Source organism: Rothia nasimurium (assembly GCF_928381705.1).
Classification (GTDB): Bacteria; Actinomycetota; Actinomycetes; order Actinomycetales; family Micrococcaceae; genus Rothia; species Rothia nasimurium_G.
In genome coordinates this window covers 139,342-162,909 of the sequence record NZ_CAKMSR010000001.1, presented here as the reverse complement: position 1 = coordinate 162,909, position 23,568 = coordinate 139,342, and the positions used below count along the sequence as shown (strand labels likewise).

Sequence of the window (23,568 nt, the reverse complement as noted above, 5' to 3'; positions counted from 1 at the left end):
CAGGGGCAAGAAAGCCGGGTCGGGCGTCCTTATTTTTACCTTTTGACAAGGGGAAATAAAAAAGTTTGGCATGCATAAGTTCAAGCTAAGTTCACCACAGCTTAAACATAGCTTCGCCCACCAGACTGTTAACAACAGCCCGAACAGAGCACGACAGAAAGACCGCCATGACTGCTACAGCCTTCACCCAGAACACCGCCACCCTGGTCCCGGCCCACTGGCCCGGCATCAGCCTGGACGAACTGAACGCCAAAGCAGCCATGCAGACCCGCGTCGACCGCAAGTACATCGTCGACGGCCTCTACGCCGCAGCGGTACTTTCCAACCTGCCCGCCGATGCGTCCGTACTCGAAATCAACGGCGAACGCGACTTCGCCTACGACTCGGTCTACTTCGATACTGAAAACCTCGACTCCTACAAGCTGGCCGCCACCGGCCGCCGCAACCGCTACAAGATCCGCACCCGCTCCTACGTAGACACCGGCGACACTTTCCTCGAAGTCAAGACCGAGGGCGCCCGGGCAGTCACCGTCAAGGAACGCATCCCCTACCCCGCCGCAGACCGGGCCTACCTCAACGCCGCTGGCCGCGACTACGTCGAAGAATCCCTGCGCGGCCTCATCGACGCCCCGGCCACAGCCTTCGAGCCCATCCTGACCACCGCCTACCGCCGCACCACCGTGCTGCTACCGGCGTCCGAACACAACCCGGTCGACTCCCGCATGACCATCGACACCCACCTGACCTGGACACCCATGAGCGAACGAGCCTTAGGGCCCCACTCCCAGTACGAGGTCGGCACCGACTACACCGCAGCCGGCATGGTCATCATCGAAACCAAGTCAGGCTCCGCCCCCTCGGTAGCAGACAAGCACCTGTGGCGGGCAGGCATCCGCCCCTCGAAGATTTCAAAGTTCGCCACCGGTATGGCAGCCCTCAACCCCGATTTGCCCTCCAACAAGTGGAACCGAACCATCGCCCGCAACATGTACCTGCAGCCGGTCGAAGCCGAAGCCCGCTTCGCGGCCCTGGCCAGCTAAAACCAGCCAGCCCCACAAACTTTCCACAAACCAAGACCAGAAAACAAAGGAAAAACCCATGAAGATGCCCGCAACCCTCACCAAAGCCCTGACCTCCGTAGCCCTGGTCGGCACCCTGGCCCTGGCAGGCTGCTCCGCAGGAACCACGGCAAGCTCCACCACCTCATCAAGCTCCACCACCTCTTCAAGCTCAGCAGCGGCAACCGCTGTCGCCACCGCGTCCGGAAGCACCGTAGCCTCAGTCATCAGCTACGACACCCACTACGACGCAGACGACCTCACCTGGGACTCCTCAACCGAAGTTAGCATTGACCTCTCCAACCCCACCGCCACCGACGGTGTAACCGTTGACAACGGCATCATCACCATCACCGCTGCCGGTAACTACCGCCTCACCGGCACCCTGGCCGACGGGCAGGTTGTGGTTGCCGCCGGTGACGAGGACGTCGTACGCCTGATCCTCGATAACGCCTCCATCACCAACAAGGACGGGGCCGCCATCGACGCCGAAAGCGCCAACGAAACCATCATCTACACCGAGTCCGGCACCACCAACACCATCGCTGACGGCTCAACCTATGCCGCAACCGGCACCGAAGACCCCGATGCCGCCCTCTACGCCCGCACCGACCTGACCCTGGCCGGTGAAGGCACCCTGAAAGTCACCGGTAACTACGGCGACGGTATCGCCAGCGGCGACGGTCTGACCATTGCAGGCGGAACCATCGAAGTCACCGCAACCGACGACGGCATTAAGGGCAAGGACTACGTCGACATTCTCGGTGGCACTATCGATGTAACCGCCACCAGCGACGGCATCAAGGCCACCAACGATACGGACGCCGAACGCGGCTGGGTGCGCCTGCTTGAGGGAACTATCAATATCAAGGCCGGGGACGACGGTTTCAAGTCAGAACGTGAACTTGAAATCGCTGGCGGCAGCCTGACCATCGAAGAGTCTGTCGAAGCTATCGAAGGTCAGTACCTGACGGTCAGCGGCGGCACCACCAACGCCACCAGCTCCGATGACGGTATCAACGCAACCATCCCCTCTACCGACTCAACCTCAACCACCACTTCCGGCGGCTTCGGTGGCGGCATGGATCAGGTGGTTGACGCGTCCATCTCTATCACCGGCGGCGAGCTCACCCTGAACGTTGAGGGCGACGGTATTGACTCCAACGGCACCGCTGAAATCTCAGGCGGCACCGTCATCGTTAACGGTCCCTCCACCGGCGGCAACGGCGCAACCGACGCCGCGGGCGGCCTGACCATCACCGGCGGCACCCTGATTCAGGGCGACTCCGGCGATATGTTCGAGGGTATGGAGGGCGCCTACGCCCAGTTCTCTGCCAGCGTCTCATCGGGTGACACCGTAACCGTCACCAACTCCAGCGGCGAGGTTGTAGCTGAATACACCTCAACCAAGACCATCTCCCAGGTGGTTGTCGCCGGTAGCTCCATCACCGAGGGTGAAACCTACACCATCAGCGTCAACGGCTCAGAGGCCGGTACTGCTACCGCAACCTCCGGTGCTGCCGCAGGTGGCATGGGTGGTATGGCACCCGGCGGCCGCCCCTAAAGCCCCATAGACTCAGCCGGCGATAACGACACTCGCAGCCTAGACCTTCGCTGGCTGCCCTACCGCTCCGCGTCACCTCTTTCTGGTCGGGTGACGCGGAGCTTCTCTTTGCCAGGAGGGGAGCTAAGTGAAATAAAACGACCGTTCTCTATATTTTTTGTGGTTTTTAGCAGTTTCTTACATCTCATGTGGCGAACAGGCAAGCAAAGACGCGCAAAAACATGTACCCTTAGATACAGAAAAGACTGAAAGTTTTTCTGGCACACCCCTGCGCGCACGCGGGTGGCCAGATACGAGCGATAAAGAGGGGGTCTCGCCATGGGGCGCGGCCGTCAGAAGGCTAAAGCAACTCGGCAGGCTCGGGAGATGAAGTACTTCAGCCCCGACACTGACTACACTGCACTTGAGCGGGAGCTCAGCAAGAATGCTGGCTCTCAGTCTAAGTCGTCTGGTTATCAGTACGATGACGAGGACGACTACTCGGAATACGCAGATAAGTACGCCGACGATTATCAAGAGAAGTAACCCGCGTAGCACCACGCGGGTTCTTCCCGTCTCTTTTTCTAGCCCGCCACCGCCCGCCGGTGGCGGGCTTTTGTATGGGCGGGGCCGCAACATGTTGTGGCTACCGCCAAATGTGGCAGTGGCGTCGCCACATTTGGCGGTTAGCGCCACAGTTAGAAAAGGGTTAGCGGTGTAGGCGCGGACGTCCGTGCTCGGCTAGGCACGTCGCGCAGAGTCGTCCGTCTTCGCGGTTCCTGGAGCAGCGCCGATACTTGCAAAGCTGTCAAGCCCTGTGGATGATTCTTAACACATAGCGAGGCCGCTACGACATACAGGCTGATAAGAGCAAAAAATAGCTGAAGTTATCCACAGATTCACCGCCCCCTCTAGAAAACGCGAGGTCTGGTGGTCAAGGTAGTGGGTATGAGCAGGATATACGATCAGATCAAAACCTCATCGGAGCTGAAAGACGAAGGTATCAGCTCGTCCGAAATTTCTCGGCGGTGTCGACGGGGTCTACTGTATAAAATCGCGACCAATGCCTATACGCCGGTGCAGACGTGGCAAAGTTGGGACGGCCGTCACCGGTTTATAGCCCAGCATGTGGCGTTTATGAAGACGCACCCTCAGTATGTGCTGAGTCATTCATCTGCAGCTCTTTGGTGGGGAGCGCCTTTATTGGAAGCACCCGCAAAGATATGGGTGAGCAGCGCTTCTTCTGCTGTGCGGTCAAAACCGGGTGTACATGTGAGTAGGTCGCGCAAAGAAATCTGTGACCAGGCAGTACTGAATCAGGGGCTAGCTGTGACTACGCCTCTTCAGACGATACTTGACTGCTGTCAGAGTCTTCCTTTTTTGAGTGCTTTGTGCGTTGCGGACTATTTTCTGCACCACCGTTTGGTGCCAGCTGCCGAGCTGCGGAGTGCCCTGCTCAAAAGCAGCGGTAGGTATTCGAAACAGCGTCAAAAGATAGCTGAGTATATGAGCGAAAAATCTGAGTCGCCTGCAGAGACGGTTGCACGGTATCTGGTGATGTCGTGGGGCCTGTCTCGGCCTGAGGAACAGAAAGTTATTTGGGTGGGGCAGCGGTACTATCGTCCTGATTTTTTGTGGGAGGATGCCAAGGTCATCCTGGAGGTCGATGGAGACGTGAAGTACTCGGGAGCTTATGGGCAGCCGGATCATGTGCTTCAGAAGGAGGTTATTCGTCAGCGTGACCTTGAGCTACGAGGCTATCGTTTTGTGCGTGTTAGGTGGAGCGACCTGATGAATAACCCTGAGCTTGTGCGAAAGAACCTGGTGGACAAGGGCGTCCGCTGATGGGCGTGAGCGCAACATGTTGTGGCTACCGCCAAATGTGGCGGTGGCGTTGCCACATTTGGCGGTCAGCGCCACAGTTAGAAAAGGGTTAGCGGTGTAGGCGCGGACGTCCGCGCTCGGCTAGGTGCGCTCGGTTGCAGTCACAGCTGGGGCATAGGTTAGACAAGCCTTCGTCATGGGTTAGCCGCCCATAGTTGAAGGTATGAACAACAGCGCAGACCAGAACATCGAACAGAACCCGCAGCAGACCCAGGCAGAGCAGAAGACCAGCTATGCCAAATCCAAAACCACTCGACGTACCGCCCTCCTCGGCGGCCTGGGTCTCTTGGGTACCGCAGGCCTGGGCGGCGGCTGGGCCTATAACCGCTACCTGCGTGACCACACCGAAATCGCAGACGTAGCCGCCTACGAGGCTCAGGCTGCCTCGAACAGCACCACGAGCGCCGCGGCATCCGACACTGAACTGATCAACATGCAGGTGACCGACACCGGCGTCACCGCAGATAACGGCTCTATCGCCCTGAATACCATCGTGCTCAACGAGGGCACCAGCGACCAGATCACCGCCTACACCGCGGAGGTCAAGCTGGGGTCAGCGAGCATCCTGCGCTCGGCCTTCGCTAACAACCAGTTCGGCCTGAACATCGTTGACCTGCCCAGCAACATCGGCGCAGAACACAACGCTATCTGGGCTATCAACGGCGACTACTACGGCTTCCGCGAGACCGGCATTGTGGTGCGTAACGGCGTGGTCTACCGCGACTCTCCTGCCCGCACCGGTCTAGCCTTCTACGCCGATGGCAGCGTCAAAATCTACGACGAAACCGCCACCACCGCCCAGGCTCTCGTTGATGAGGGCGTGCTCAACACTCTCTCCTTCGGCCCAGCACTGGTGGAGAACAGCGCGATTCTTGACGGCATCGAGGACGTCGAAGTCGACACCAACTTCGGTAACCACTCTATCCAGGGCGAGCAGCCCCGCACCGCGGTGGGCGTCATCGGCACCAACCACCTGCTTTTCATGGTGGTCGACGGCCGCTCAGAGGGCTACTCACGTGGTGCCACCATGACCGAACTGGCCCAGATAATGATTGACGCCGGTTGTACCACCGCCTACAACATCGACGGTGGCGGCTCCTCCGTCATGCTCTTCAACGACTCCCTGGTCAATAACCCGCTGGGCAAGGGCCAAGAGCGCGAAACCAGCGACATCCTTTACATCGCAGGAGCCTAAAGGTCATGCTGATCCTGATTCCCGCCTACAAACCTGATACCTCCCTGATGCGTCTCATCGAAGACATAGACACCCGTGCCAGTGCTGAGGGCATCACCGCCCGCGTGCTGGTGGTCAATGACGGCTCCGGCCCCGATTTTGCTCCTGTCTTTGGGCAGGTTGAGCGGCTGGGAGCCCGGTTAGCTCCCGCTCCTTCGGTCGAGCGCCGCTTTACCCAGCCCGGTCTGGTATCGGTGACTGTGCTGCACCTGCCCGCCAACGGCGGTAAGGGTGCGGCGCTGCGGGCGGGAATCGCTTGGGCCCAGCAGGAAGCGCCGGGCGAGGTAGTTGTCACAGCGGACACCGACGGGCAGCACCTGCCCGCCGACATCCTGGCCGTGGGTAGGGAAGCTGAGGCACGGGCGTCCGCCGGGCAAAAAACCCTAGTGATGGGCGTCCGCACCATCGCTGACCCCGCTGCCCCCGACACCCGGGTGCCGCTGCGCTCGCGGGTAGGTAACGCTCTGACCGCTGCGCTTTTTGGTCTGTCGACCGGTCAGAAACTGGCTGACACCCAAACCGGTCTGCGCGGCCTGACCCCGCAGATTCTGCCCTGGGCTTTTGAGCTGCCCGGTGACCGCTATGAGTACGAGTTCAATATGCTGCTGCGGGCCTCACGTTGTGGGGTTGAGTTGGCCCAGATACCCATTACCAAGGTCTATGAGCCGGGTAATCCCACCAGCCACTTCAACCCGGTACTGGACTCCCTACGGATTTACGCCCCGCTCCTGGCTTTTCTGGCGGCGAGTTTCTCGGGCTTCATCATCGACACGGTGGCCCTCATGGTCTTGGTTGCCCTGGGATCGCCCCTAATTCTGGCGGTGGTGGGAGCCCGCGTCATCTCCGCCCTGTGCAACTTTGCCCTCAACCGTATTGTTCTGCATGACGGCGGGCCCCGCCCGCAGGCCCACCGCTCCCTGGGGCGCTACGCTCTGCTAGCTGTAGCGATTCTGGCTACTAATACGGCCCTACTTGAAACTCTCACCTGGGTCGGGCTACCCCTTTTCGTGGCTAAGGTACTCGTTGAGCTGGTACTTATCCCGGTGAGCTTTGCGGTGCAGCGCCGCTGGGTTTTTGCAGATCAACAGCAGTCTGAACAGAAAAACAGCCCGACAGAACAGCATAAGAGGACGGACGCGGCCCTCACCTCGGCTGCATCAGGAGAGCAGATACATGGGACGCAAGCCCCGCTTAAGGTTGCCTAAGCCTCAACAGGTACGAAAAATGGTGGTGGGCCCGGTCAAATCGCCGGGGCCCACCACCATTTATGTGTTTCTTTAAAACCTACTTGTAGGCCCCCAACAGCACCGCAGCGCCGCCGTCCACGCCCTTAGCGCCCTGCACATAATCGGGGTTTGCCTTGTGCTCGCCGGTATCCTTCTGCACGGTACCCAGGACCCAGGAGGGCAGACCACGCTTGTTCAGACGCTCAACGGCCGCATCAGCAACCGACGGGTCAACCACAGCAATCATGCCCACACCCAGGTTGAGGGTGCGTTCCAGGTCAGCCTGGGGTACAGAACCCAGCTCACCAATCAGCTTGAAGATAGCGGGAATCTCCCAGGTGGAACGCTCGACCACACCCACGGTGCCTACCGGCAGCACGCGGGCCAGGTTAGCGGCCAGACCGCCACCGGTCACATGCGAGAAGCCGCGCACACCCGAACCGGTCTGCCCGTCCTCACCGTTGACCGGGAAAGCCTCAATCAAATCCAGGCAGTCAGCGGTGTAAATGCGGGTCGGCTCCAGCAGCTCCTCACCCAGGGTACGGCCCAGCTCGGCGACCTCACGCTCATACTCCCAGCCAGCAACCGAGAGCACCTTGCGCACCAGGGAGTAGCCATTAGAGTGAATACCGCTTGAAGCCATAGCAATCAGCACATCGCCCTCGCGCACGCGGTCAGGGCCCAGCAGCTCGTCCGCTTCAACGATGCCGGTAGCAGCACCTGCTACATCGTATTCATCCTCAGCCAGCAGGCCGGGGTGCTCAGCGGTCTCGCCGCCCACCAGGGCAGTACCGGCCAGGGAGCAACCCTCAGCCACGCCTCGCACAATATCGGCGATACGCTCAGGCACCACCTTGCCGGTAGCAATGTAGTCGGTCATAAAAAGCGGGCGGGCGCCGGTCACCACGATGTCATCCACCACCATACCCACCAGGTCATGGCCGATAGTGTGGTGGATATCGAGCTTCTGAGCAATCGCTACCTTGGTGCCCACACCGTCGGTGGAGGTCGCCAGGTAGGGCTTGCGGTAATCCTTGAGCACAGATAGGTCAAAGAGGCCAGCAAAGCCGCCCACACCGCCCACTACACCGGCCCCGTGGGTTGCCTTGACGGCGTCCTTCATCAGCTCAACAGCGCGGTCGCCCGCCTCAACATCTACACCAGCCGAAGCGTAGGTAACTGCGTTCTGGTTCTCGCTCATTTAGCGGGCCTCTCGGTCAGTGCCGGTAGAATCGGCAGGAATCGTATCTTGGGGAAGGACTAAATCTTCAAGGTCAGAATCGGGGCCAGGCTCACAGGAGCCGGTGCTCGATGACGCCTGGGCACCGTCAAACTTGTGTTCCAGCGACTCGGTGCCGGGGCGGGTTTCGATAGACACCGCCTTGGCCTTAGAAGGCTTATGGGCAACAGGACGCTCCACCGTCACCTCAGCCGCGGTACCGGCCAGCGGGCCCCCCTTGGAATCATCAAAGATGGACTTGCCGCGGCGGTCTTCGCTGGGCAGCTCGATGGGGTACTTACCGGTAAAGCAGGCGGTGCACAGACGCTCGCGGGGCTGCTCGGTAGCGGCAATCATGCCCTCTTCTGAGATGAAGCCCAGGGAATCTGCACCCAGCGACTTACCGATCTCTTCAATGGTCAGGCCGTTAGCGATCAGCTCGGAGCGCGAGGCAAAGTCGATGCCGTAGAAGCAGGGCCACTTGACCGGCGGGGACGAAATCCGCACGTGGACCTCTTTTGCGCCGGCCTCTCTCAGCATGCGCACCAGGGCGCGCTGGGTGTTGCCGCGAACGATAGAATCGTCAATCACGACCAGACGCTTACCCTCGACCACGGAGCGCAGAGGGTTGAGCTTGAGCCGAATACCCAGCTGGCGGATGGTCTGCGAGGGCTGAATGAAGGTGCGGCCCACATAGGCGTTCTTGACCAGGCCGTTACCGAAGGGAATGCCGGACTCCTCAGCGTAGCCAATAGCCGCCGGAGTGCCCGATTCGGGCGTAGGCATGACTAGGTCAGCTTCCACCTGGTGCTCACGAGCCAGCTGGCGGCCCATCTCAACACGGGACTCGTAGACGCTGCGACCCGAGATAGTGGTGTCAGGGCGGGCCAGATAGACGTACTCAAAGACGCAGCCGGCAGGCTTGGCCTCGGCAAAGCGCTGGGAGCGCAAGCCGTCCTCGTCAATAGTGATGAACTCACCGGGCTCTACCTCGCGCACGAAGGACGCACCGACGATATCGAGGGCAGCGGTTTCTGAGGCGATGACCCAGCCACGATCCAGACGACCCAGCACCAGCGGACGCACGCCCTGGGGGTCACGCGCAGCGTACAGGGTGTGCTCGTCCATGAAAACCAGGCAGAAAGCACCTGAAAGGGTGGGGAGCAAATCGAGGGCAGCCTCTTCAAGGCTGTCGAAGTCGTGGTCTTTCAGCAGGGCGGTGACCAGGGCGGTATCGGTGGTATTGCCCTGGGCCAGCTCGCCGCGTTCGGGGCGCTTGCCGCCGTTCTTAGCCAGCAGGCGGTCGTAGAGGTCTGCTGAGTTAACCAGGTTGCCATTGTGGGCCAGGGCTAGGGTGCCGTGGGGGGTATCGCCCAGGGTCGGCTGGGCATTCTGCCAGATGTTGCCGCCGGTAGTGGAGTAGCGGCAGTGGCCGATGGCCATATGGCCGGTCATGGAGTTGAGGGTGACCTCGTCAAAAACCTGGGACACCAGGCCGATATCTTTGTAGACGTTCAGGTGTTTGCCGTCGCTGGTGGCGATACCGGCTGACTCCTGGCCGCGGTGCTGTAGAGCGTAGAGGCCGTAGTAGGTGAGCTTAGCGATATCTTCGCCGGGGGCCCATACACCAAAGACGCCGCATTCGTCTTTAGGGCCGTGATCAACGGGGTCAAGGTCGAAGGATAGTTTTCCGTCAGGACGAGCCAAGGTGGTTTTCCGTCTCTTGTTGTGGGGTGGTTATCTCGCCGTGCAGCGTGGGGTAGCACACGTGAGCGAGCGAACATATCAAGTGTACCTGCCCGATACGCTACTGATAAGTAAAGCCCACCGTGTGAACGTTTCTGCTCACGGGTGGGCTTGATTTAGTCTTGCTGGCTGACAGCGCGGTAGGTGGTGGTGCGCTTGGCTGAGCGCTTATCGAGGAGCAGGGCTACTACGATGGCGGCGGCGGTGCAGAGGGCCCCGAAGATAACGGCCATCACGCCGTAGATTGCACCGAAAGTATAGTTGGGGTTTTCCGGGCCGAGGGCGGTCACAACAAAAGCCACAATGAGGCCGATGAGCAGGCCGGTGATAGCAAAGGCCGGTAGGGAGGGGGCTCGGCGTACCGTCAGGTTGGCACGGTCAGGCGCGGATACCGGCGCAAAATGCTGGCCGGGGGCTGCCTGCTTCTCAGCCTCGGTGAGGGGAGCAGCAGGTTCGGTAGGGTGACGGAATCTCGACAGGATGCTCATAGCTATCAACCTTATCAAGAAGCCGCAGGTAGTGAGGCGTAAACGAGCACCGGGGCTAGAGTAGCGGCAGATAATCGCTCAGATCTGCCCTTAGCCCGGACGCCGAAATCGCGGGGGCAGCACTCTGCCAGCTGGCATAACCCAGCGCAATGGCGCACCAGGTCAGCGGATCGGTTTCAACAACGTTGGGCGGGGTGCCGCGGGTATGCCGCGGCCCGGCAATACACTGGGTCACCCCCATGGGCGGTACCCGCACCTCCACAGAATTCCCCGGGGCAAGGGTCGCCAGCTCCTCGAGTAGAAAACGGACGGACGCCGCCCGCACGCCCCGGGGCAGGGCAGCAAAAGCCGCCGCGCGGGCGTCCTCACCCTCTGTACCCTCAAAAACCTGCCGTACCTGGGCAAGGGCGGCGAGGCCGTCCGCCTCGGTAATCTTGCGGCGAATCGCCATTAGAGCAGCCCCTCAAAAGCCGCACCGGGCTCGATAGAACCCACTGGCTGCCCGCCACCGGTGATGGGGAAAGTCGTGGCTGTAACCGCGCGGTCAGCGACCCCGCCCTCAAGAAAACCGGCGGCCTGGAGCGCCCGCACCGCCACCAGGGAAGCAGCCCTGTTAGAGCCGTCAAGCATCTTCAGCGCCACCGATGCGCCAGAGCGCAACCCAATAGCCAGCACGCCCTCAGCCCCGCGCTTGACCACAGCGTCGAGGGTCTCAGCCAGCACCGTATCGGAGCCGCCGGTGGCGTGGACGTACTCGGGGTAGTCCACCATGGCCGTTGCGACGGTGGCTGCGCGGGCATCAGCTCTGATGTTCTCAACCGCCGAGCCCAGGGTGGAATAGGCCCGGGCAAGGCCCACCAGCGAGGTAGCAGCAACAGGGGCACCGCAGCCATCGACAGTCACATGCTGGGGAGTTTCACCCGTGAACTCCTCAATAGTCCGAAGTACCAGCTCCTGCAGGGGGTGGTGCGGGTCGGTGTAGTTATCTGTCGACCAGCCCGACTTCACACAGCCCCACAGAAAGGCCGCGTGCTTACCGGAACAGTTAAAAGCCAGACGCTGCTTGTCGTGGCCGGCCCTTACCAGGGCGTGGTAACTGGGCTCATCAGCAGGCCAGGCCGGTGGGCAGAGCAGGGCATCAGCGGTCAGCCCTGCCTCAGCCAGCACCGACTGGGCAACCTTCATATGCTCAAAAGAACCGGTATGGGAACCGGCAGCTAGCGCAATCTGGGCCCCCTGTAGCTCAGCCCCCGCGTTCATCGACGCAATAGCCTGCAAGGGTTTGAGCGCCGAACGGGCATAGACCAGAGCCTCGGGGGCTCCCAGGCTCAGGGCGGTAGAACCGTCGGGCGCCAGTACGACCAGCGACCCCACATGGCGGGACTCGATAAAGTCACCACGGGTGACGACTGCCAGCTCTGCTGCCTGCTGCGCGGTAAAAGTCTGCATGCCCACCAGTCTACTGGGTAGCCACTAGCGCTGAAACGAGCGATGCCCGCACTTATTCTGATTCATCCGCAACTAGTTGCGGGTTTTTCAGAATAAATGCGGGCATCTACCGACTGGCCGTGCGAGATGAGCTGGGTGCGGCGTCCTCGCTACTGCTCTTTCTGCTGCTCAGAAAGAGCCTTGAGCGCCTCGCGGGCCGCGCGGGCAGCTCGCTGCGCCTCAACCTGGGCCTCGTCTGCCGCTGCCAGGGCCTGGTCGGCAGCAACCACAGCGGCCTGGGCCAGAGCACGCGTGGACTCAACCGCCACAACCTGGGTGGGGCTGACCGGATGCTCCGGCGCGGACGCCGGTTGCTGAGCGGGTGCCGGGGCCGCCACTTCGTGTCGAGCGTCTTCCACCGGGGCGGACGTCCGCGATTCAGTAGGTGCCGGGGCCGCCTCTTCCTCGTGGGCCTGAGCTTCGAGCTTGGTGCCCTCAACGTCCAGGTCGGGGAGCAGGCGGTCGAGCCAGGCGGGGAGCCACCAGGCCTTTTCACCCAGCAGGTACATGAGCGCCGAAATCAGGGTCATACGCACGACGAAGGCGTCCAGCAGAACACCGACCGCCAGCACGAAGCCGATGGAGGCAATCATGGGGTCACCGGAGAAGACGAAGCCGATAAAGACACCGGCCATAATCAGCGCCGCAGCGGTGACCACGCGGGCACCGTGATGGTAGCCCACAACAACCGAGGTCTTAGCCCCGCGACCGTGCGAGTAGGCCTCTCGCATGCCCGAGACCAGGAAGAGCTGGTAGTCCATGGCCAGGCCGAAGAGAATACCCACAGCCAGAATCGGCAGGAAGGCAAGCAGCGGGCCGGGGGTTGAGACATTGAAGAGCTCGGATGCCCAACCCCACTGGAACACAGCCGTGGTCGCACCGAGGGCTGCCAGCAGGGAGAAGAGGAAGCCCAGGGTTGCGGTGACCGGTACCAGAATGGAGCGGAAAACCAGAATTAGAACCAGCAACGACAGGCCCATGACCAGCGCAACGTACACCGGCAGAACCTCAGCCAGGTTCTGGGCAATATCAACGGCCATTGCGGTCTGACCGGTGACGCCGAAGGTCACCTCACCGTTCTCGGTTGAGACGGTCATATCACGCAGGGCGTGCACCAGGTCGGTGGTTGACTGGGCGTTGGGGCCCTCGTCGGGAATCACCTGGTAGAGCAGGGCGGAGTTATCGTCAGAGATCATGGCGGGAATGACGGCTGAAACGTCGCTCTGATCCAGAAGATCCTGGCCCACCTCAACCTGCAGAGCCTTAGCCTGTTCCTCGGTGGTTCCCTCGGGCAGGCGGGCTGCTACCACGATGGGGCCGTTCTGGCCCTCACCAAACTTGTCAGCGACGGTAGTGTAGGAAATATAGGCCGCTGAATCAGTAGCCTGAGAGTCGCCCGCGGGCAGACCCAGACGCATATCTGCCACCGGTAGAGCCACAGCTCCCAGGGCAAGCACTACAGCTGCGACGGTAGCGATCGGCTTCTTGAGAACCAGGCCAATCCAGCCGCGGTGGGCTTCTTCGTGGTCAGCTGCCGCCCGCTTAGCCTCAGCTCGGGTAGAAGCTGCCTGGGCGTCGTCCCCGCTGGCCGCCTGTGTACCTGCCGCGATCTTCGCCCGCTGCTTCTTGCTCAGGATGCGCTCGCCCAGCAGAGACATGACCGCGGGAGAGAGGGTGGTAGCAACTGCCACAGCAACGGCGACCGCAAAGGCACCGGCGTTACCCATAACGCCCAGGAAGGGAATGCCCACAACGTTCAGACCCAGCAGGGCGATAACGACGGTAGCGCCTGCGAAGAAGACCGCGCCGCCAGAGGTACCGGTTGCCAGGGCGATAGATTCCTTCACGCCCATACCCCTAGCCAGGTTCGTGCGATGGCGGTTCAGAATGAAGAGGGTGTAGTCGATACCCACAGCCAGACCCAGCATGGTGCCCAGGGTGGGGGTGGTCGAGGTCATCTCCACAAGGCTAGACAGCGAAAGGACGGCCAAGGCAGAAGTACCCACGCCGATAAGCGCCATAATAATCGGCAGGCCAGCAGCTACCAGAGTGCCCAGCATGAGAAGCAGAACGATAAAGGCAATGCCGATACCGATAATCTCCGCGGTTACATTCATATGGGGCTCAACGCCCTGCATGAACTGGTCGTAGGTGACGGTCAGACCGCTATCTGCCAGTACATCAAGCTTCTGCTGGGTTTCTTCGAGAGTTTCCGCCGGGATAGAACCGGTCTCCGCATCAAAGGTAACGGACACGATAGCGGTGGAGTTATCCTCAGAAATCGCAACACCGCTCTGGGACATCTCCAACAGGGTAGCGTTCTGCTCAAGGGTGCTCTTACCGCTCTCTACCTGGGAACGGGATTCTTCGAGCTGAGCCAGGCCGGCCTCGTAGTCGCTGCGCCCCTGGTCAAGCTGAGCCTGGGCTTCATCGAGCTGGGCACGACCCTGGTTGAGCTGTTCAGCGGTCGCATCCAGCTGAGCCCGCTGAGCGTCCAGCTGGGCCTGCTGGCCGTTAAGCTCACCAAAAGCCTCCGGTGGAGCACCCTCACCCTCAAGACGGCTACGGGCCTCGTTCAGCTGATTCTGGGCGTCCTCAAGCTGGGCATAGCCCTCATCGAGCTGCTGCTGACCAGACTCAAGCTCAGCCTTGCGGGAATCAAGCTCAGCCTGCCCCGAATCCAACTGGGCCTTAGCAGCATCAAGCTGCGCCTGGCCGTCCGCAAGCTGCTGCTTGCCCCCGCTCAACTCAGCCTGACCCGCCTCAAGCTGGGCCTGGCCGTCCGCAAGTTGCTGAGCTACAGCAAAGGGGTCGGTGACGCTGTCAACGCCCTCAACGGTCTCGGTCTCAGCAACGGCGCTCGCCACAGCAGCCTTCTGCTCATCGGTGAAGGGTGAGCCGTCCTCGGTCTGCACAATGGCAGAACCGGTACCGGCATTGAGATTCAGGTTGAAGGTATCGGTCAGCTCTTCCTGAACCAGCTGCGCCTCGGTGCCAGGAATAGTGATGGAATCGGTTAGCTCCCCTTTAAAGGAAGCATAAGCACCGCCAGCTAGCGCAATGACCAGCGCCCAGATACCGATAACGGCCCAGGCGCGGCGAGCTGCAAAGCTACCGACTTTGTAGAGGAATTCAGACATGGTCTGCCGGTTTCCCTTTCGCGTAGTTGTGTTTTCTCTTAGGTGGTCTGACCTGCGGCAACGCTGCCATCAGCGGTAAATACCGGGGTGCCTGCGGCTACCTGGTCTAGGTAGGCATGGATATAAGGAACAAACATATGGGGCTTGATAGTGAATGGCACAGAAAAGCCCTTAAAAATGCTGTCGTCAACGTCCTGGGCAAAGCGCACCCAACCAATCATGTAGGCCGTCATCAGGTTGTGAACGAGCAAACCTAAAGCTAAAACCTGGTTGACGGAGAGCGTTGGGTAGAGCCGGTTCACCTCGTTGAAAAAGGCGTTGCCGATGTCGTCCAGGGTCAGCCTGACTTCTCTAGCTACTAGTTCAAATTCGTCATGACCAAGAGCTGCTGCCAAGGTCATAAACCGGATAATGCTTTGCTGCGAGCGACGATTGTCTATCGCGTCGTGGAAATGCTGAACGAGAGCGCGGGGGAGCTCTTCTGCCGGTAGGTTCTGGGGCAGGGGAGGCTCGTCGATGCAGGGTTCCAGGTGGGTAGACAGCTGGTAGGTGAGGGCGTCTTCGAGCTTTTTGAAGTGGTTGAAGACGGTGCGTTCTGAAACCCCTGCCTGCTCGGCCAGAGCTGAGGCGGTGAGACCTGCCCGTCCGCTGGTGAGCACGATGTGTTCGGCTGCTGCGGCGATTTTTTGTTTGGAGGCCGTTGAGCGTGCCCTGCGCCGGTCCGGAGGGGGGATGTTTTTCAGCATATATTTACAGTAACTGCAATATTGCAGAAACTGCAAATAGTTGGGGTGTGGGGTTAGGCACGAGCGGATGAGTGTGGGCTAGTGAGGACGTGGAGTGGTGGATTAGTGCGGGTGGACGGGTGTGGGGGTAGTGCGGGTGGAGAGTTAGGTGCGACCGGGCAAACTTTCCGCATTTATTCTGAAAATCCCGCAACTAGTTGCGGGTAAATCAGAATAAGTGCGGGGAGATAGCGGGCCGCGCGAGTCGGGTGGGCCGCGCGAGTCGGGTGGGCCGCGCGAGTCGGGCGGGGTGGTGCGATAGCTGGGCGCGGCGCGGACGCCCGTGGCGGCTTCTGCTTGAGCGGTTGGGTAGTGGCTCCGTGGGGCGCATAAGGGGGCGGTTCCAACTGTGACCTTCTGTTGCGGTTTTATCCACATGATAGAAGCATGTCTTGATAAGGGATAACGCGGGTTATCCACAGATTTAAAAATGCTACTTGAGTGCCCCTGGCTGCTTTGCCACAGTAGTCTCATGCACGACAGAATCGAACGGGTTGCCTCAAAAGTCAAAACATCTCAACAGCTCAATCTGGAAGGAGTGAGTAAAAACCTCATTGGTGCTATGCACCGGCGGGGTGAGCTGATTCGGCTGACGCGGGGTGTCTATATCTCAGCGGCAGAAGGTCGGCAGTTCACGCCCGAAGAGCGGTGTATCGCTGTGACAATAGCGCTCGCGATGTCTCATCGGCAGGCGGTGCTCAGTCATGCTTCTGCTGCTCTCATGTGGGGCGCTCCGCTCTTTAGGTTGCCTGCAAAGGTTGAGTTGTCTCTTCCGCGTTCTAACCATCGGCACCATAGCCAGGTCAGGTACCATAGCGCCCGGTCAGAAGTGTGTGAGGCGGCCCAGATTGTAGCTGGTTTTCCGGTCACGGACCCGCTCACGACTATCCTTGATTGCGCCCGATCTTTACCGGCGGTTCAGGCCTTGGCGATTACAGATTATTTTCTGCATCATGCGCATGTGCCTTACCGCGATGTGTATGCCCACCTCGCAAGCTCTAGCGGCTATCGAACGGGAAGCTTTTCCCTCATCGCTGAGTCGATGAGCGCTTTGACCGAGTCACCTCTTGAATCCCTGGCAATGCTCAGAATCGTACAGTCCAAGCTTGAACGCCCTCGTCAGCAGCTAGAAATTTGGACGCACGACGGTCGAGTGCACCGCGCAGATTTTGCCTGGGAGTCTTTGAAACTTCTTTTAGAAGTCGATGGCCTACACAAGTACTACGGCGCCTACCGCTCACCTGAGGAGCAGTTGCGTAGGGACGCTCTGCGGCAGCGTTCGCTTGAACTTGCGGGGTGGACGGTCGTTCGGGCCACCTGGGACGACCTTATGAACAGGCCGCGGGTCGTAATTCAGCGCCTCATACGTGGTGGAGTGAGGAAGTTGGAACAGTGATTATCGAGACCTCTCCGCATTTATTCTGAAAACCCCGCAACTAGTTGCGGGTAAATCAGAATAAATGCGGAAAGGTATGTGAGCCGGGGCGGGCGTCCGCAGAAATCTCCCGCAAAAACCGCTCAAACTGCGGTAAAAACTTCATCAAATCGTGACCTTGCCGGTAGCCTAAAAGAATGAAGGTTTTGGTACTGGGCCCCGGCGGTCGTGAACACGCAATTATCCGAGCACTCCTGAAAGATCCAGCCGTTACCGAGGTGCATTCAGCCCCCGGCAACGCGGGTATCGCCCAAGACGTGCCCGTCCACGCTATTGACGCGAATAACCCCGAAGAGGCCCTGGCACTAGCTACCGAACTGGCTGCAGACCTGGTTGTCATCGGCCCCGAAGCGCCCCTTGTAGCCGGTGTTTCAGATACCCTGCGCGATGCGGGCTTCCCCGTTTTTGGCCCCTCTAAGCCTGCGGCCCTGCTTGAGGGCTCCAAGGCTTTTGCCAAGGAGGTCATGGCCAGCGCCAATGTACCCACCGCCATGGCCAAGGTTGCCACCAACCGTGAAGAAGCAGAAGCTGCCCTTTCTACCTTTGGCGCCCCCTACGTGGTTAAGGACGACGGCCTGGCCGCCGGTAAGGGTGTTGTGGTCACCGAAGACTTCGACGCTGCCCTGGCCCACGCCGAAGCCTGCTTCGCCGCCGGTGGCACCGTGGTCATCGAAGAATACCTCGATGGCCCCGAGGTCTCCCTCTTCGTTATCTCAGACGGTAGCACCTGCCTGCCCCTCTCGCCCGCCCAGGACTTCAAGCGTATCTTCGATAATGATGAAGGCCCCAACACCGGTGGCATGGGCGCCTACACCCCCCTGCCCTGGCTGCCCGAAGGCTTCGTCGAAGAGGTCATTGAGCGCGTAGCTCAGCCCACCGTTGACGAAATGGCGCGCCGCGGTACCCCCTTTGTGGGCGTGCTCTACTGTGGTCTGGCAGCTACCTCCCGCGGCATCCGCGTGATCGAATTCAACGCCCGCTTTGGTGACCCCGAAACCCAGGCTGTGCTGGCCCGCCTGCGCACCCCGCTCGGCGGCGTCCTTCTGGCAGCGGCCAAGGGTGAACTGCCCACCGACCTTGCTCTTGACTGGGACCCCCGCACCGCCGTTGACGTGGTCATGGCAGCAGAGAACTACCCCGATACTCCCCGCAAGGGTGACGCCATCACCGGCCTGGACGCCGCTAACCAGCGCGAGAGCGTTCATGTTGACCACGCAGGAACCGCCCTCGACGGTGAAGAGATCGTCACCGCCGGCGGCCGTGTGCTGACTGTTGTCGCCCTGGGCGAGAACCTCACCGAAGCCCGCGAGGCTGCCTACGCCGGCGTGCGCGACATTGCCTGGAAGGGTGCCCAGTACCGTTCAGACATTGCGCTCGCTGCCGCCGAGAATCGCATTCAGATCCCCACCCAGAACTAACCTCCTGTGACTGCCCACCGCACCCGCGTGGGCAGTCACTTTTCTATCACCTCACAGCCCACCTGCACACCCCCAGGAGAAAATCATGAGCCATACCCCCGTAGATATTCCCGGCTGGAAGCACGTGTATTCCGGCAAGGTCCGTGACCTCTACATCCCCGACGAGGACACTCAGGACGTCACCGGCCTGAACGTGAAGGACGACGCCGAACTGCGTGCCGGCTCCGTGATGGTGGTTGCCACCGACCGTATCAGTGCCTTTGACCAGGTGCTTCCCACCGAGATTCCCGATAAGGGCAAGATTCTGACCCAGATGTCCCTCTGGTGGTTTGAGCAGCTCAAGGGTGTGCCCAACCATGTGCTGTCTACCGACGTGCCCGAGGTGGTGGCTGGCCGCGCCATGATCTGTAAGTCTCTGAACATGTTCCCTGTTGAGTGCATTGTACGCGGTTACCTGACCGGCTCCGGCCTGGCTTCTTACCGTAAGACCGGTAAGGTCAACGAGTTTGAGCTGCCCGCCGGTCTGGTAGATGGATCCCGCCTGGAACCTGCCCTCTTCACACCCACCGGCAAGGCAGAGGTGGGTGAGCACGACGAGCCCATTACCCGTGAAGAGCTCGACGCTGAGGTGGGAGAGGCTATCGCTGACCGTCTGCAGGAACTGACTCTCTATGTCTACGAGACCGCTGAGAAGATTGCGCGTGAGCGCGGCATCATTCTGGCCGACACCAAGATTGAGTTCGGTACCGACTCCTACCGCGGTGAAATCACCCTGGGCGATGAGGTGCTGACCCCCGATTCGTCGCGTTTCTGGGATGCCGATGACTACGAGCCCGGCCGTGCCCAGGCGTCCTTTGATAAGCAGTACGTGCGCGACTGGCTCAAGAGCGAGGAGTCGGGCTGGGACGGCACCGGCCCCGTGCCTGAGCTTCCCGCTGAGGTTGTGGAGAAGACCCGTGCCCGCTACGTTGAGGCCTACGAGCGTTTGACCGGGCAGAAGTTCGAGGCTTAGACCTGCGTATCGCGTACCTTCTGGTGGTACTCGTAGTGGGCGGCCCCGATTTCTGAAAGGGCGTAGAACCAACGAATGTGCTCAGCGACTGTTCGCTGGGCACGTTCTGCATCTCCGGCAATAACCGCCGCGTAGATGGCCCGGTGCTGCTCCTGGAGTTCCCGTTTGGTTGCTTCCCAATCGTCGAGGTAGGGCACGGCTTCCTGCACGTAGCCTACGGTTGCTAGGTGCAGGGAGTCAATGACGGTGTCCATGACGATGTTGCCGCCGAGGGAGGAAATTTCGTAGTGGAAGCGGGTATCGCAGAAGTGGAAGCGGTCGTCGCTAATATCTGCGTGATCCATTTCGTCGAGGTACTGCCGGGCGGTTGCTAGGGACGCGGCATGTTCGGGTTTCTGGGCTACATCGGCTGCCCGGGCGGCGGCTTCACCTTCGAGCAGGACGCGGGTGCTCACGATATCTGCGACCGGCAGGGTGCGGGTGGCGATGTGCATGCGCAGGGCCCAGCCCAGGGCGTCTGAGGGCTCTGAGACCACGACAGCGCCGGCCTTGGGGCCTGAGCCCACCCCCGACCGAATGAGGCCCACCGCGGAGAGAATGCGCAGGGCTTCGCGCACCGAGGCCCGTGAGATGCCGTATTCCTCTGCCAGGGAGCGTTCACCGGGCAGACGGTCGCCGATGCGCAGCTGGCCGTGGCGCAACCGGTGTTCGATGGACTCGAGCAGGGCGGTATAGGTGGGCTCTTTTTCTTTCACGCGCTGTCTTTCAGATGGGGTAGGTACATAGACAAGGTATAGGTAAGGGCGGTGCAGTTCCAACGTATGTTACGTGGGACTGCACCGCCCTTTGTGTGCCTAGCTCATAGGTGTGAACCTGTGATTAGTGGCCGGTGAGGTAGGGCTCAACCAGAAGGCCGGAGAGGACGGTGGCCTGGAGGAAGACCAGGGCACAGACGGCCAGCAGCAGGATGAAGGACCAGCCGAGAACTGCCTTGAAGATTTCGGACTCCTTGCCTTCCATGTTGACCGAGGTGGCGGCGATGGCGAGGGACTGGGGTGAAATCATCTTGCCGACCACACCACCGGTGGTGTTGGCTGCCAGCATGAGTTCGGGGTGGGCACCGGTCATGCCGCCTTCTTGCAGGTGCTCAGCGGCGGTCACCTGGAGCTTGGAGAAGAGGGCGTTGGCTGAGGTGTCGGAGCCGGTGACGGCGGTGCCGACCCAGCCGAGGACGGGTGCCAGGAAGGCGTAGGCTACGCCGAGGGAGGCGACGTATTCACCGATGGCAACGGTCTGGCCGGAGTAGTTCATGACGAAGGCCAGGGCCAGGACCAGGGCGATGGTGACAGCTGACCAGCGCATCTTGTAGGCTACGGCGCCGATTTCCTTGAAGGCGTCGCCCATGGAGAGCTTGTACTTGCCGTTTTCGTTGAAGATGGCGTAGAGGATGGCGACCAGGATGCCGGAGATCAGCAGGTAGGTACCGGGGTTGTTGAGCCATGCCCACTTGTAGACGGTGTCTACTGCGGTGCCGTCCGCCTTGAGCAGACGTTCAGAGAGTAGAGGCATATCGAACTCGGCAACGGTGGTCTTCATCCAGTTGACCAGGGGGGTGTAGAGGTTGGCGACACCGAAGATGATGACAACGACCAGGTAGGGCATAAGGGCCATCCAGATGCGGCGGCCGGGCAGGTGCTCAACTTCGAGGGGGGCGGTGATGCCGTAGCGTTCGCGGACGCCTTCAACGCCGCGGGGCTTGACGAAACGCATGAAGACAACGGCTGCTGCGATGGAGACGATGCAGGCTACGACGTCGGTGAGCTGGTAGACGAAGTGCGCAGAGGCCCACCACTGGGCGATAGAGAAGGAGGCACCGATGACGGCTGCGTGCATCCAGGCGTCCTTGAGGCCCTTGACGCCGTCGAGGATCCAGAGCAGGATGAAGGGCACGAAGAAGGCGATGAAGGGGGCCTGGTGACCAACGAGGGCTGCGATGACGGTGGCGTCCTTGCCGCCCACTTCACCGGCGGTGGTGATGGGGATAGCGACGGCGCCGAAGGCTACGGGAGCGGTGTTGGCGATCAGGACGGTGGTGGCAGCCTTGAGGGGCTTGACGCCCAGGGCCAGAATCATGGTTGCGGTAATAGCAACGGGGGCACCGAAACCTGCCAGGGCTTCGAGCAGACCGCCGAAGCAGAAGGCGATGAGGATGGCCTGAATGCGCAGGTCGCCGCCGCCGATGAGGTCGAAGGTGCGGCGCAGGTCTTCAAAGCGGCCGGAGAGTACGGTGACCTGGTAGAACCAGATGGCCATGAGGATAACCCAGACGATGGGGAAGAGGCCGTAGATGCCGCCGCGGAAGGCGGACATGCCGGCGAGATCCCAGGGCATGCCGAAACCGAAGATGGCAACGAGCAGGGCGACCAGCAGGGAGACCAGGCCGGCGACGTGGGCGCGGGCCTTGAGGCCGAGCAGCATGATAAAGAATGCCAACAGCGGCAGGGTGGAGACCAGGGCGCTGAGCGCGAGGCTTCCTCCTACGGCGTCGGTTACAGCGGTATAGGTATTTTCCACCGTATTCTCCTTAGTGATGTGTGGTATGGCTGGGCGTCACATCTGTGGGGCGCTGAGCCAAAAAATATGAGGCCTAACCTCCTGTGGTCAGACCATTGTTTTTCGAGGTCTACGTTACATGAGGTGGTTCACCTTCGCCAAGCTGTAGCCGCATCTATTTGCGGTATTTTTTTCGTCCCTGTGGTTTTGTGGGGTTTTCGGGGTTTTTGGGTGCGCTCTTGTGTTGGCATGCGCCTGCTTGTGTGGTTCTTGGGGTGTGCGGACGCCCGCGGCGGGGGAGCGGGGTTCTTTCAGCTTTCTTTATGTGGTCAGACCGTTAGGTTATTTGCATAAGAAAATATGCCCTATTTAAAGTATCGAAATGCCGACCCCATCGTGTTAAATGAGGGAGTAGGAAAAGAATCTAACAGGCACCCCGCCCGCCCTTCCTCTCCCACCCGGCCACCGGCGTCCGCGCCCCTGAACCGGTGAGGAAGACGCGGGCTACCCATGCCGCACAGAAGAAGAGAGAACCAACATGCGTGTCGCACTGTTTTCAACGTGCATCGTCGACGCAATGTACCCCAAGGTAGCTAAGGCTACCGTTGACATCCTGGAGCGTCTCGGCCACGAGGTCGTCTTCCCGCAGGGCCAGACCTGCTGCTCCCAGATGCACGTCAACTCGGGCTACTTCGACGACGCTTACCCCATCGTCAAAACCCACGTACAGGCCTTTGAAGAATGGGACTTCGACGCGATCGTTGCGCCCTCAGGCTCCTGTGTCGCCTCCCTCGGCCACCAGCAGCCCATGATCGCAGAACGAGCAGGCGACGACGCCATCGCCCGCGCTGCCGCCTCACTGGCTGCCCGCTCCTTCGAGCTCTCCCAGTTCCTCATCGACGTCTGCGGTATCACCAACGCAGCAGAACAGCTGGGCTCCTACTTCCCCGAGAAGGTCACCTACCACTCCTCCTGCCACGGTATGCGCCTGCTAGGTCTGGGCACCCGCCAGGAAGACCTGATTCGCACTGTGGGCGGTCTGGAATACACCCAGATTGACGGCCTTGACCAGTGCTGCGGCTTCGGCGGAACCTTCTCCTTCAAGAACGCAGACACCTCCGGCGCCATGGTTGCCGACAAGGTAGAGAACATCGAAGCAACCGGCGCATCGGTCTGCACCGGCGGCGACTCATCCTGCCTGATGAACATCGGTGGCGCTCTCTCCCGCAAGAACTCACCCATACAGACCGTACACTTCGCCGAGATTCTTGCATCCACCAAGGAAAACCCGCTCAAGGTCACCGGCCCCGTAGCTGTTACCGCAGGAGGTAAGTAAAGC

19 protein-coding genes are annotated in these 23,568 nt (G+C 60.7%); 10 read left to right on the top strand and 9 right to left on the bottom strand.

Annotated elements, in window-relative coordinates; genetic code table 11:
• Positions 1 to 167 precede the first annotated feature (167 nt).
• The 6 genes from L6762_RS00765 to L6762_RS00740 all read left to right on the top strand — a co-directional run bounded on the left by L6762_RS00765 (position 168) and on the right by L6762_RS00740 (position 6,924).
• Entirely contained in the window at positions 168 to 1,040 is an 873-nt protein-coding gene (locus L6762_RS00765) for a polyphosphate polymerase domain-containing protein (protein WP_237185109.1), read from the top strand.
• A 58-nt stretch (positions 1,041 to 1,098) separates the two neighbouring features.
• Entirely contained in the window at positions 1,099 to 2,622 is a 1,524-nt protein-coding gene (locus tag L6762_RS00760) for a carbohydrate-binding domain-containing protein (RefSeq protein ID WP_237185108.1), read from the top strand.
• Between the two features lie 318 nt (positions 2,623 to 2,940).
• Positions 2,941 to 3,147, top strand: a complete 207-nt coding sequence (locus tag L6762_RS00755) for a DUF3073 domain-containing protein (protein ID WP_237185107.1) — start codon at positions 2,941 to 2,943, stop codon at positions 3,145 to 3,147.
• 960 nt (positions 3,148 to 4,107) lie between these two features.
• The gene (locus L6762_RS00750) at positions 4,108 to 4,446 is read left to right on the top strand and encodes an endonuclease domain-containing protein (RefSeq protein WP_237185106.1); all 339 of its coding nucleotides are present in this window, start codon (positions 4,108 to 4,110) and stop codon (positions 4,444 to 4,446) included.
• Positions 4,447 to 4,648: 202 nt separating this feature from the next.
• A complete protein-coding gene (locus L6762_RS00745; RefSeq protein ID WP_237185105.1) occupies positions 4,649 to 5,680 on the top strand; it encodes a phosphodiester glycosidase family protein in 1,032 nt (343 codons plus the stop codon).
• Between the two features lie 5 nt (positions 5,681 to 5,685).
• A complete protein-coding gene (locus tag L6762_RS00740; RefSeq protein ID WP_237185104.1) occupies positions 5,686 to 6,924 on the top strand; it encodes a bifunctional glycosyltransferase family 2/GtrA family protein in 1,239 nt (412 codons plus the stop codon).
• Positions 6,925 to 7,003: 79 nt separating this feature from the next.
• On the opposite strand, the gene purM is transcribed toward L6762_RS00740, so the two are convergent.
• From purM to L6762_RS00705, 7 genes are all read right to left on the bottom strand, one after another.
• The gene (purM, locus tag L6762_RS00735; RefSeq protein WP_237185103.1) at positions 7,004 to 8,146 is read right to left on the bottom strand and encodes a phosphoribosylformylglycinamidine cyclo-ligase; all 1,143 of its coding nucleotides are present in this window, start codon (positions 8,144 to 8,146) and stop codon (positions 7,004 to 7,006) included.
• On the bottom strand, positions 8,147 to 9,871 hold the full coding sequence (gene purF, locus L6762_RS00730; RefSeq protein WP_237185102.1) for an amidophosphoribosyltransferase: 1,725 nt from the start codon (positions 9,869 to 9,871) through the stop codon (positions 8,147 to 8,149).
• A 155-nt stretch (positions 9,872 to 10,026) separates the two neighbouring features.
• Positions 10,027 to 10,398, bottom strand: coding sequence for a hypothetical protein (locus tag L6762_RS00725; protein WP_237185101.1), 372 nt, complete (start codon positions 10,396 to 10,398; stop codon positions 10,027 to 10,029).
• A 55-nt stretch (positions 10,399 to 10,453) separates the two neighbouring features.
• The gene (locus L6762_RS00720; protein ID WP_135012526.1) at positions 10,454 to 10,849 is read right to left on the bottom strand and encodes a sterol carrier family protein; all 396 of its coding nucleotides are present in this window, start codon (positions 10,847 to 10,849) and stop codon (positions 10,454 to 10,456) included.
• Positions 10,849 to 11,847 (bottom strand): asparaginase, encoded by a 999-nt coding sequence (locus tag L6762_RS00715; protein ID WP_237185100.1) that lies wholly within the window; start codon positions 11,845 to 11,847, stop codon positions 10,849 to 10,851. The genes L6762_RS00720 and L6762_RS00715 overlap by 1 nt, the downstream gene beginning before the upstream one ends.
• 149 nt (positions 11,848 to 11,996) lie before the next feature.
• Positions 11,997 to 15,026 carry an MMPL family transporter gene (locus tag L6762_RS00710; protein WP_237185099.1) on the bottom strand — a complete coding sequence of 1,010 codons (3,030 nt, stop codon included), beginning with the start codon at positions 15,024 to 15,026 and terminating at the stop codon, positions 11,997 to 11,999.
• 38 nt (positions 15,027 to 15,064) lie between these two features.
• Positions 15,065 to 15,772 (bottom strand): TetR/AcrR family transcriptional regulator, encoded by a 708-nt coding sequence (locus tag L6762_RS00705; protein WP_237185098.1) that lies wholly within the window; start codon positions 15,770 to 15,772, stop codon positions 15,065 to 15,067.
• A 1,090-nt stretch (positions 15,773 to 16,862) separates the two neighbouring features.
• On the opposite strand from L6762_RS00705, the gene L6762_RS00700 reads away from it, so the two are divergent.
• The 3 genes from L6762_RS00700 to L6762_RS00690 all read left to right on the top strand — a co-directional run bounded on the left by L6762_RS00700 (position 16,863) and on the right by L6762_RS00690 (position 19,676).
• On the top strand, positions 16,863 to 17,207 hold the full coding sequence (locus L6762_RS00700; protein ID WP_237185097.1) for an endonuclease domain-containing protein: 345 nt from the start codon (positions 16,863 to 16,865) through the stop codon (positions 17,205 to 17,207).
• Positions 17,208 to 17,383: 176 nt separating this feature from the next.
• A complete protein-coding gene (purD, locus tag L6762_RS00695) occupies positions 17,384 to 18,664 on the top strand; it encodes a phosphoribosylamine--glycine ligase (RefSeq protein WP_237185096.1) in 1,281 nt (426 codons plus the stop codon).
• 85 nt (positions 18,665 to 18,749) lie between these two features.
• Positions 18,750 to 19,676: a phosphoribosylaminoimidazolesuccinocarboxamide synthase gene (locus L6762_RS00690; RefSeq protein ID WP_237185095.1), complete on the top strand. Its 927-nt coding sequence runs from the start codon at positions 18,750 to 18,752 to the stop codon at positions 19,674 to 19,676.
• On the opposite strand, the gene L6762_RS00685 is transcribed toward L6762_RS00690, so the two are convergent.
• Positions 19,673 to 20,431, bottom strand: a complete 759-nt coding sequence (locus L6762_RS00685; RefSeq protein ID WP_237185094.1) for a FadR/GntR family transcriptional regulator — start codon at positions 20,429 to 20,431, stop codon at positions 19,673 to 19,675. The two genes, L6762_RS00690 and L6762_RS00685, sit on opposite strands and share 4 nt — an antisense overlap.
• A gap of 124 nt (positions 20,432 to 20,555) precedes the next feature.
• Positions 20,556 to 22,250, bottom strand: coding sequence for an L-lactate permease (locus L6762_RS00680; protein ID WP_237185093.1), 1,695 nt, complete (start codon positions 22,248 to 22,250; stop codon positions 20,556 to 20,558).
• A gap of 517 nt (positions 22,251 to 22,767) precedes the next feature.
• On the opposite strand from L6762_RS00680, the gene L6762_RS00675 reads away from it, so the two are divergent.
• Positions 22,768 to 23,565 carry a (Fe-S)-binding protein gene (locus tag L6762_RS00675; RefSeq protein WP_237185092.1) on the top strand — a complete coding sequence of 266 codons (798 nt, stop codon included), beginning with the start codon at positions 22,768 to 22,770 and terminating at the stop codon, positions 23,563 to 23,565.
• Positions 23,566 to 23,568: the final 3 nt, after the last annotated feature.

Coding starts and splice junctions, on each gene's coding strand:
- L6762_RS00740 (WP_237185104.1), top strand. CDS start 5,686: ATGCTGATCCTGATTCCCGCCTACAAACCTGATACCTCCCTGATGCGT.
- purM (WP_237185103.1), bottom strand. CDS start 8,146: ATGAGCGAGAACCAGAACGCAGTTACCTACGCTTCGGCTGGTGTAGAT.
- L6762_RS00675 (WP_237185092.1), top strand. CDS start 22,768: ATGCGTGTCGCACTGTTTTCAACGTGCATCGTCGACGCAATGTACCCC.
- L6762_RS00705 (WP_237185098.1), bottom strand. CDS start 15,772: ATGCTGAAAAACATCCCCCCTCCGGACCGGCGCAGGGCACGCTCAACG.
- L6762_RS00715 (WP_237185100.1), bottom strand. CDS start 11,847: ATGCAGACTTTTACCGCGCAGCAGGCAGCAGAGCTGGCAGTCGTCACC.
- L6762_RS00750 (WP_237185106.1), top strand. CDS start 4,108: ATGAGCGAAAAATCTGAGTCGCCTGCAGAGACGGTTGCACGGTATCTG.
- L6762_RS00755 (WP_237185107.1), top strand. CDS start 2,941: ATGGGGCGCGGCCGTCAGAAGGCTAAAGCAACTCGGCAGGCTCGGGAG.
- L6762_RS00765 (WP_237185109.1), top strand. CDS start 168: ATGACTGCTACAGCCTTCACCCAGAACACCGCCACCCTGGTCCCGGCC.
- L6762_RS00725 (WP_237185101.1), bottom strand. CDS start 10,398: ATGAGCATCCTGTCGAGATTCCGTCACCCTACCGAACCTGCTGCTCCC.
- L6762_RS00710 (WP_237185099.1), bottom strand. CDS start 15,026: ATGTCTGAATTCCTCTACAAAGTCGGTAGCTTTGCAGCTCGCCGCGCC.
- L6762_RS00745 (WP_237185105.1), top strand. CDS start 4,649: ATGAACAACAGCGCAGACCAGAACATCGAACAGAACCCGCAGCAGACC.
- L6762_RS00720 (WP_135012526.1), bottom strand. CDS start 10,849: ATGGCGATTCGCCGCAAGATTACCGAGGCGGACGGCCTCGCCGCCCTT.
- L6762_RS00760 (WP_237185108.1), top strand. CDS start 1,099: ATGAAGATGCCCGCAACCCTCACCAAAGCCCTGACCTCCGTAGCCCTG.
- L6762_RS00690 (WP_237185095.1), top strand. CDS start 18,750: ATGAGCCATACCCCCGTAGATATTCCCGGCTGGAAGCACGTGTATTCC.
- purD (WP_237185096.1), top strand. CDS start 17,384: ATGAAGGTTTTGGTACTGGGCCCCGGCGGTCGTGAACACGCAATTATC.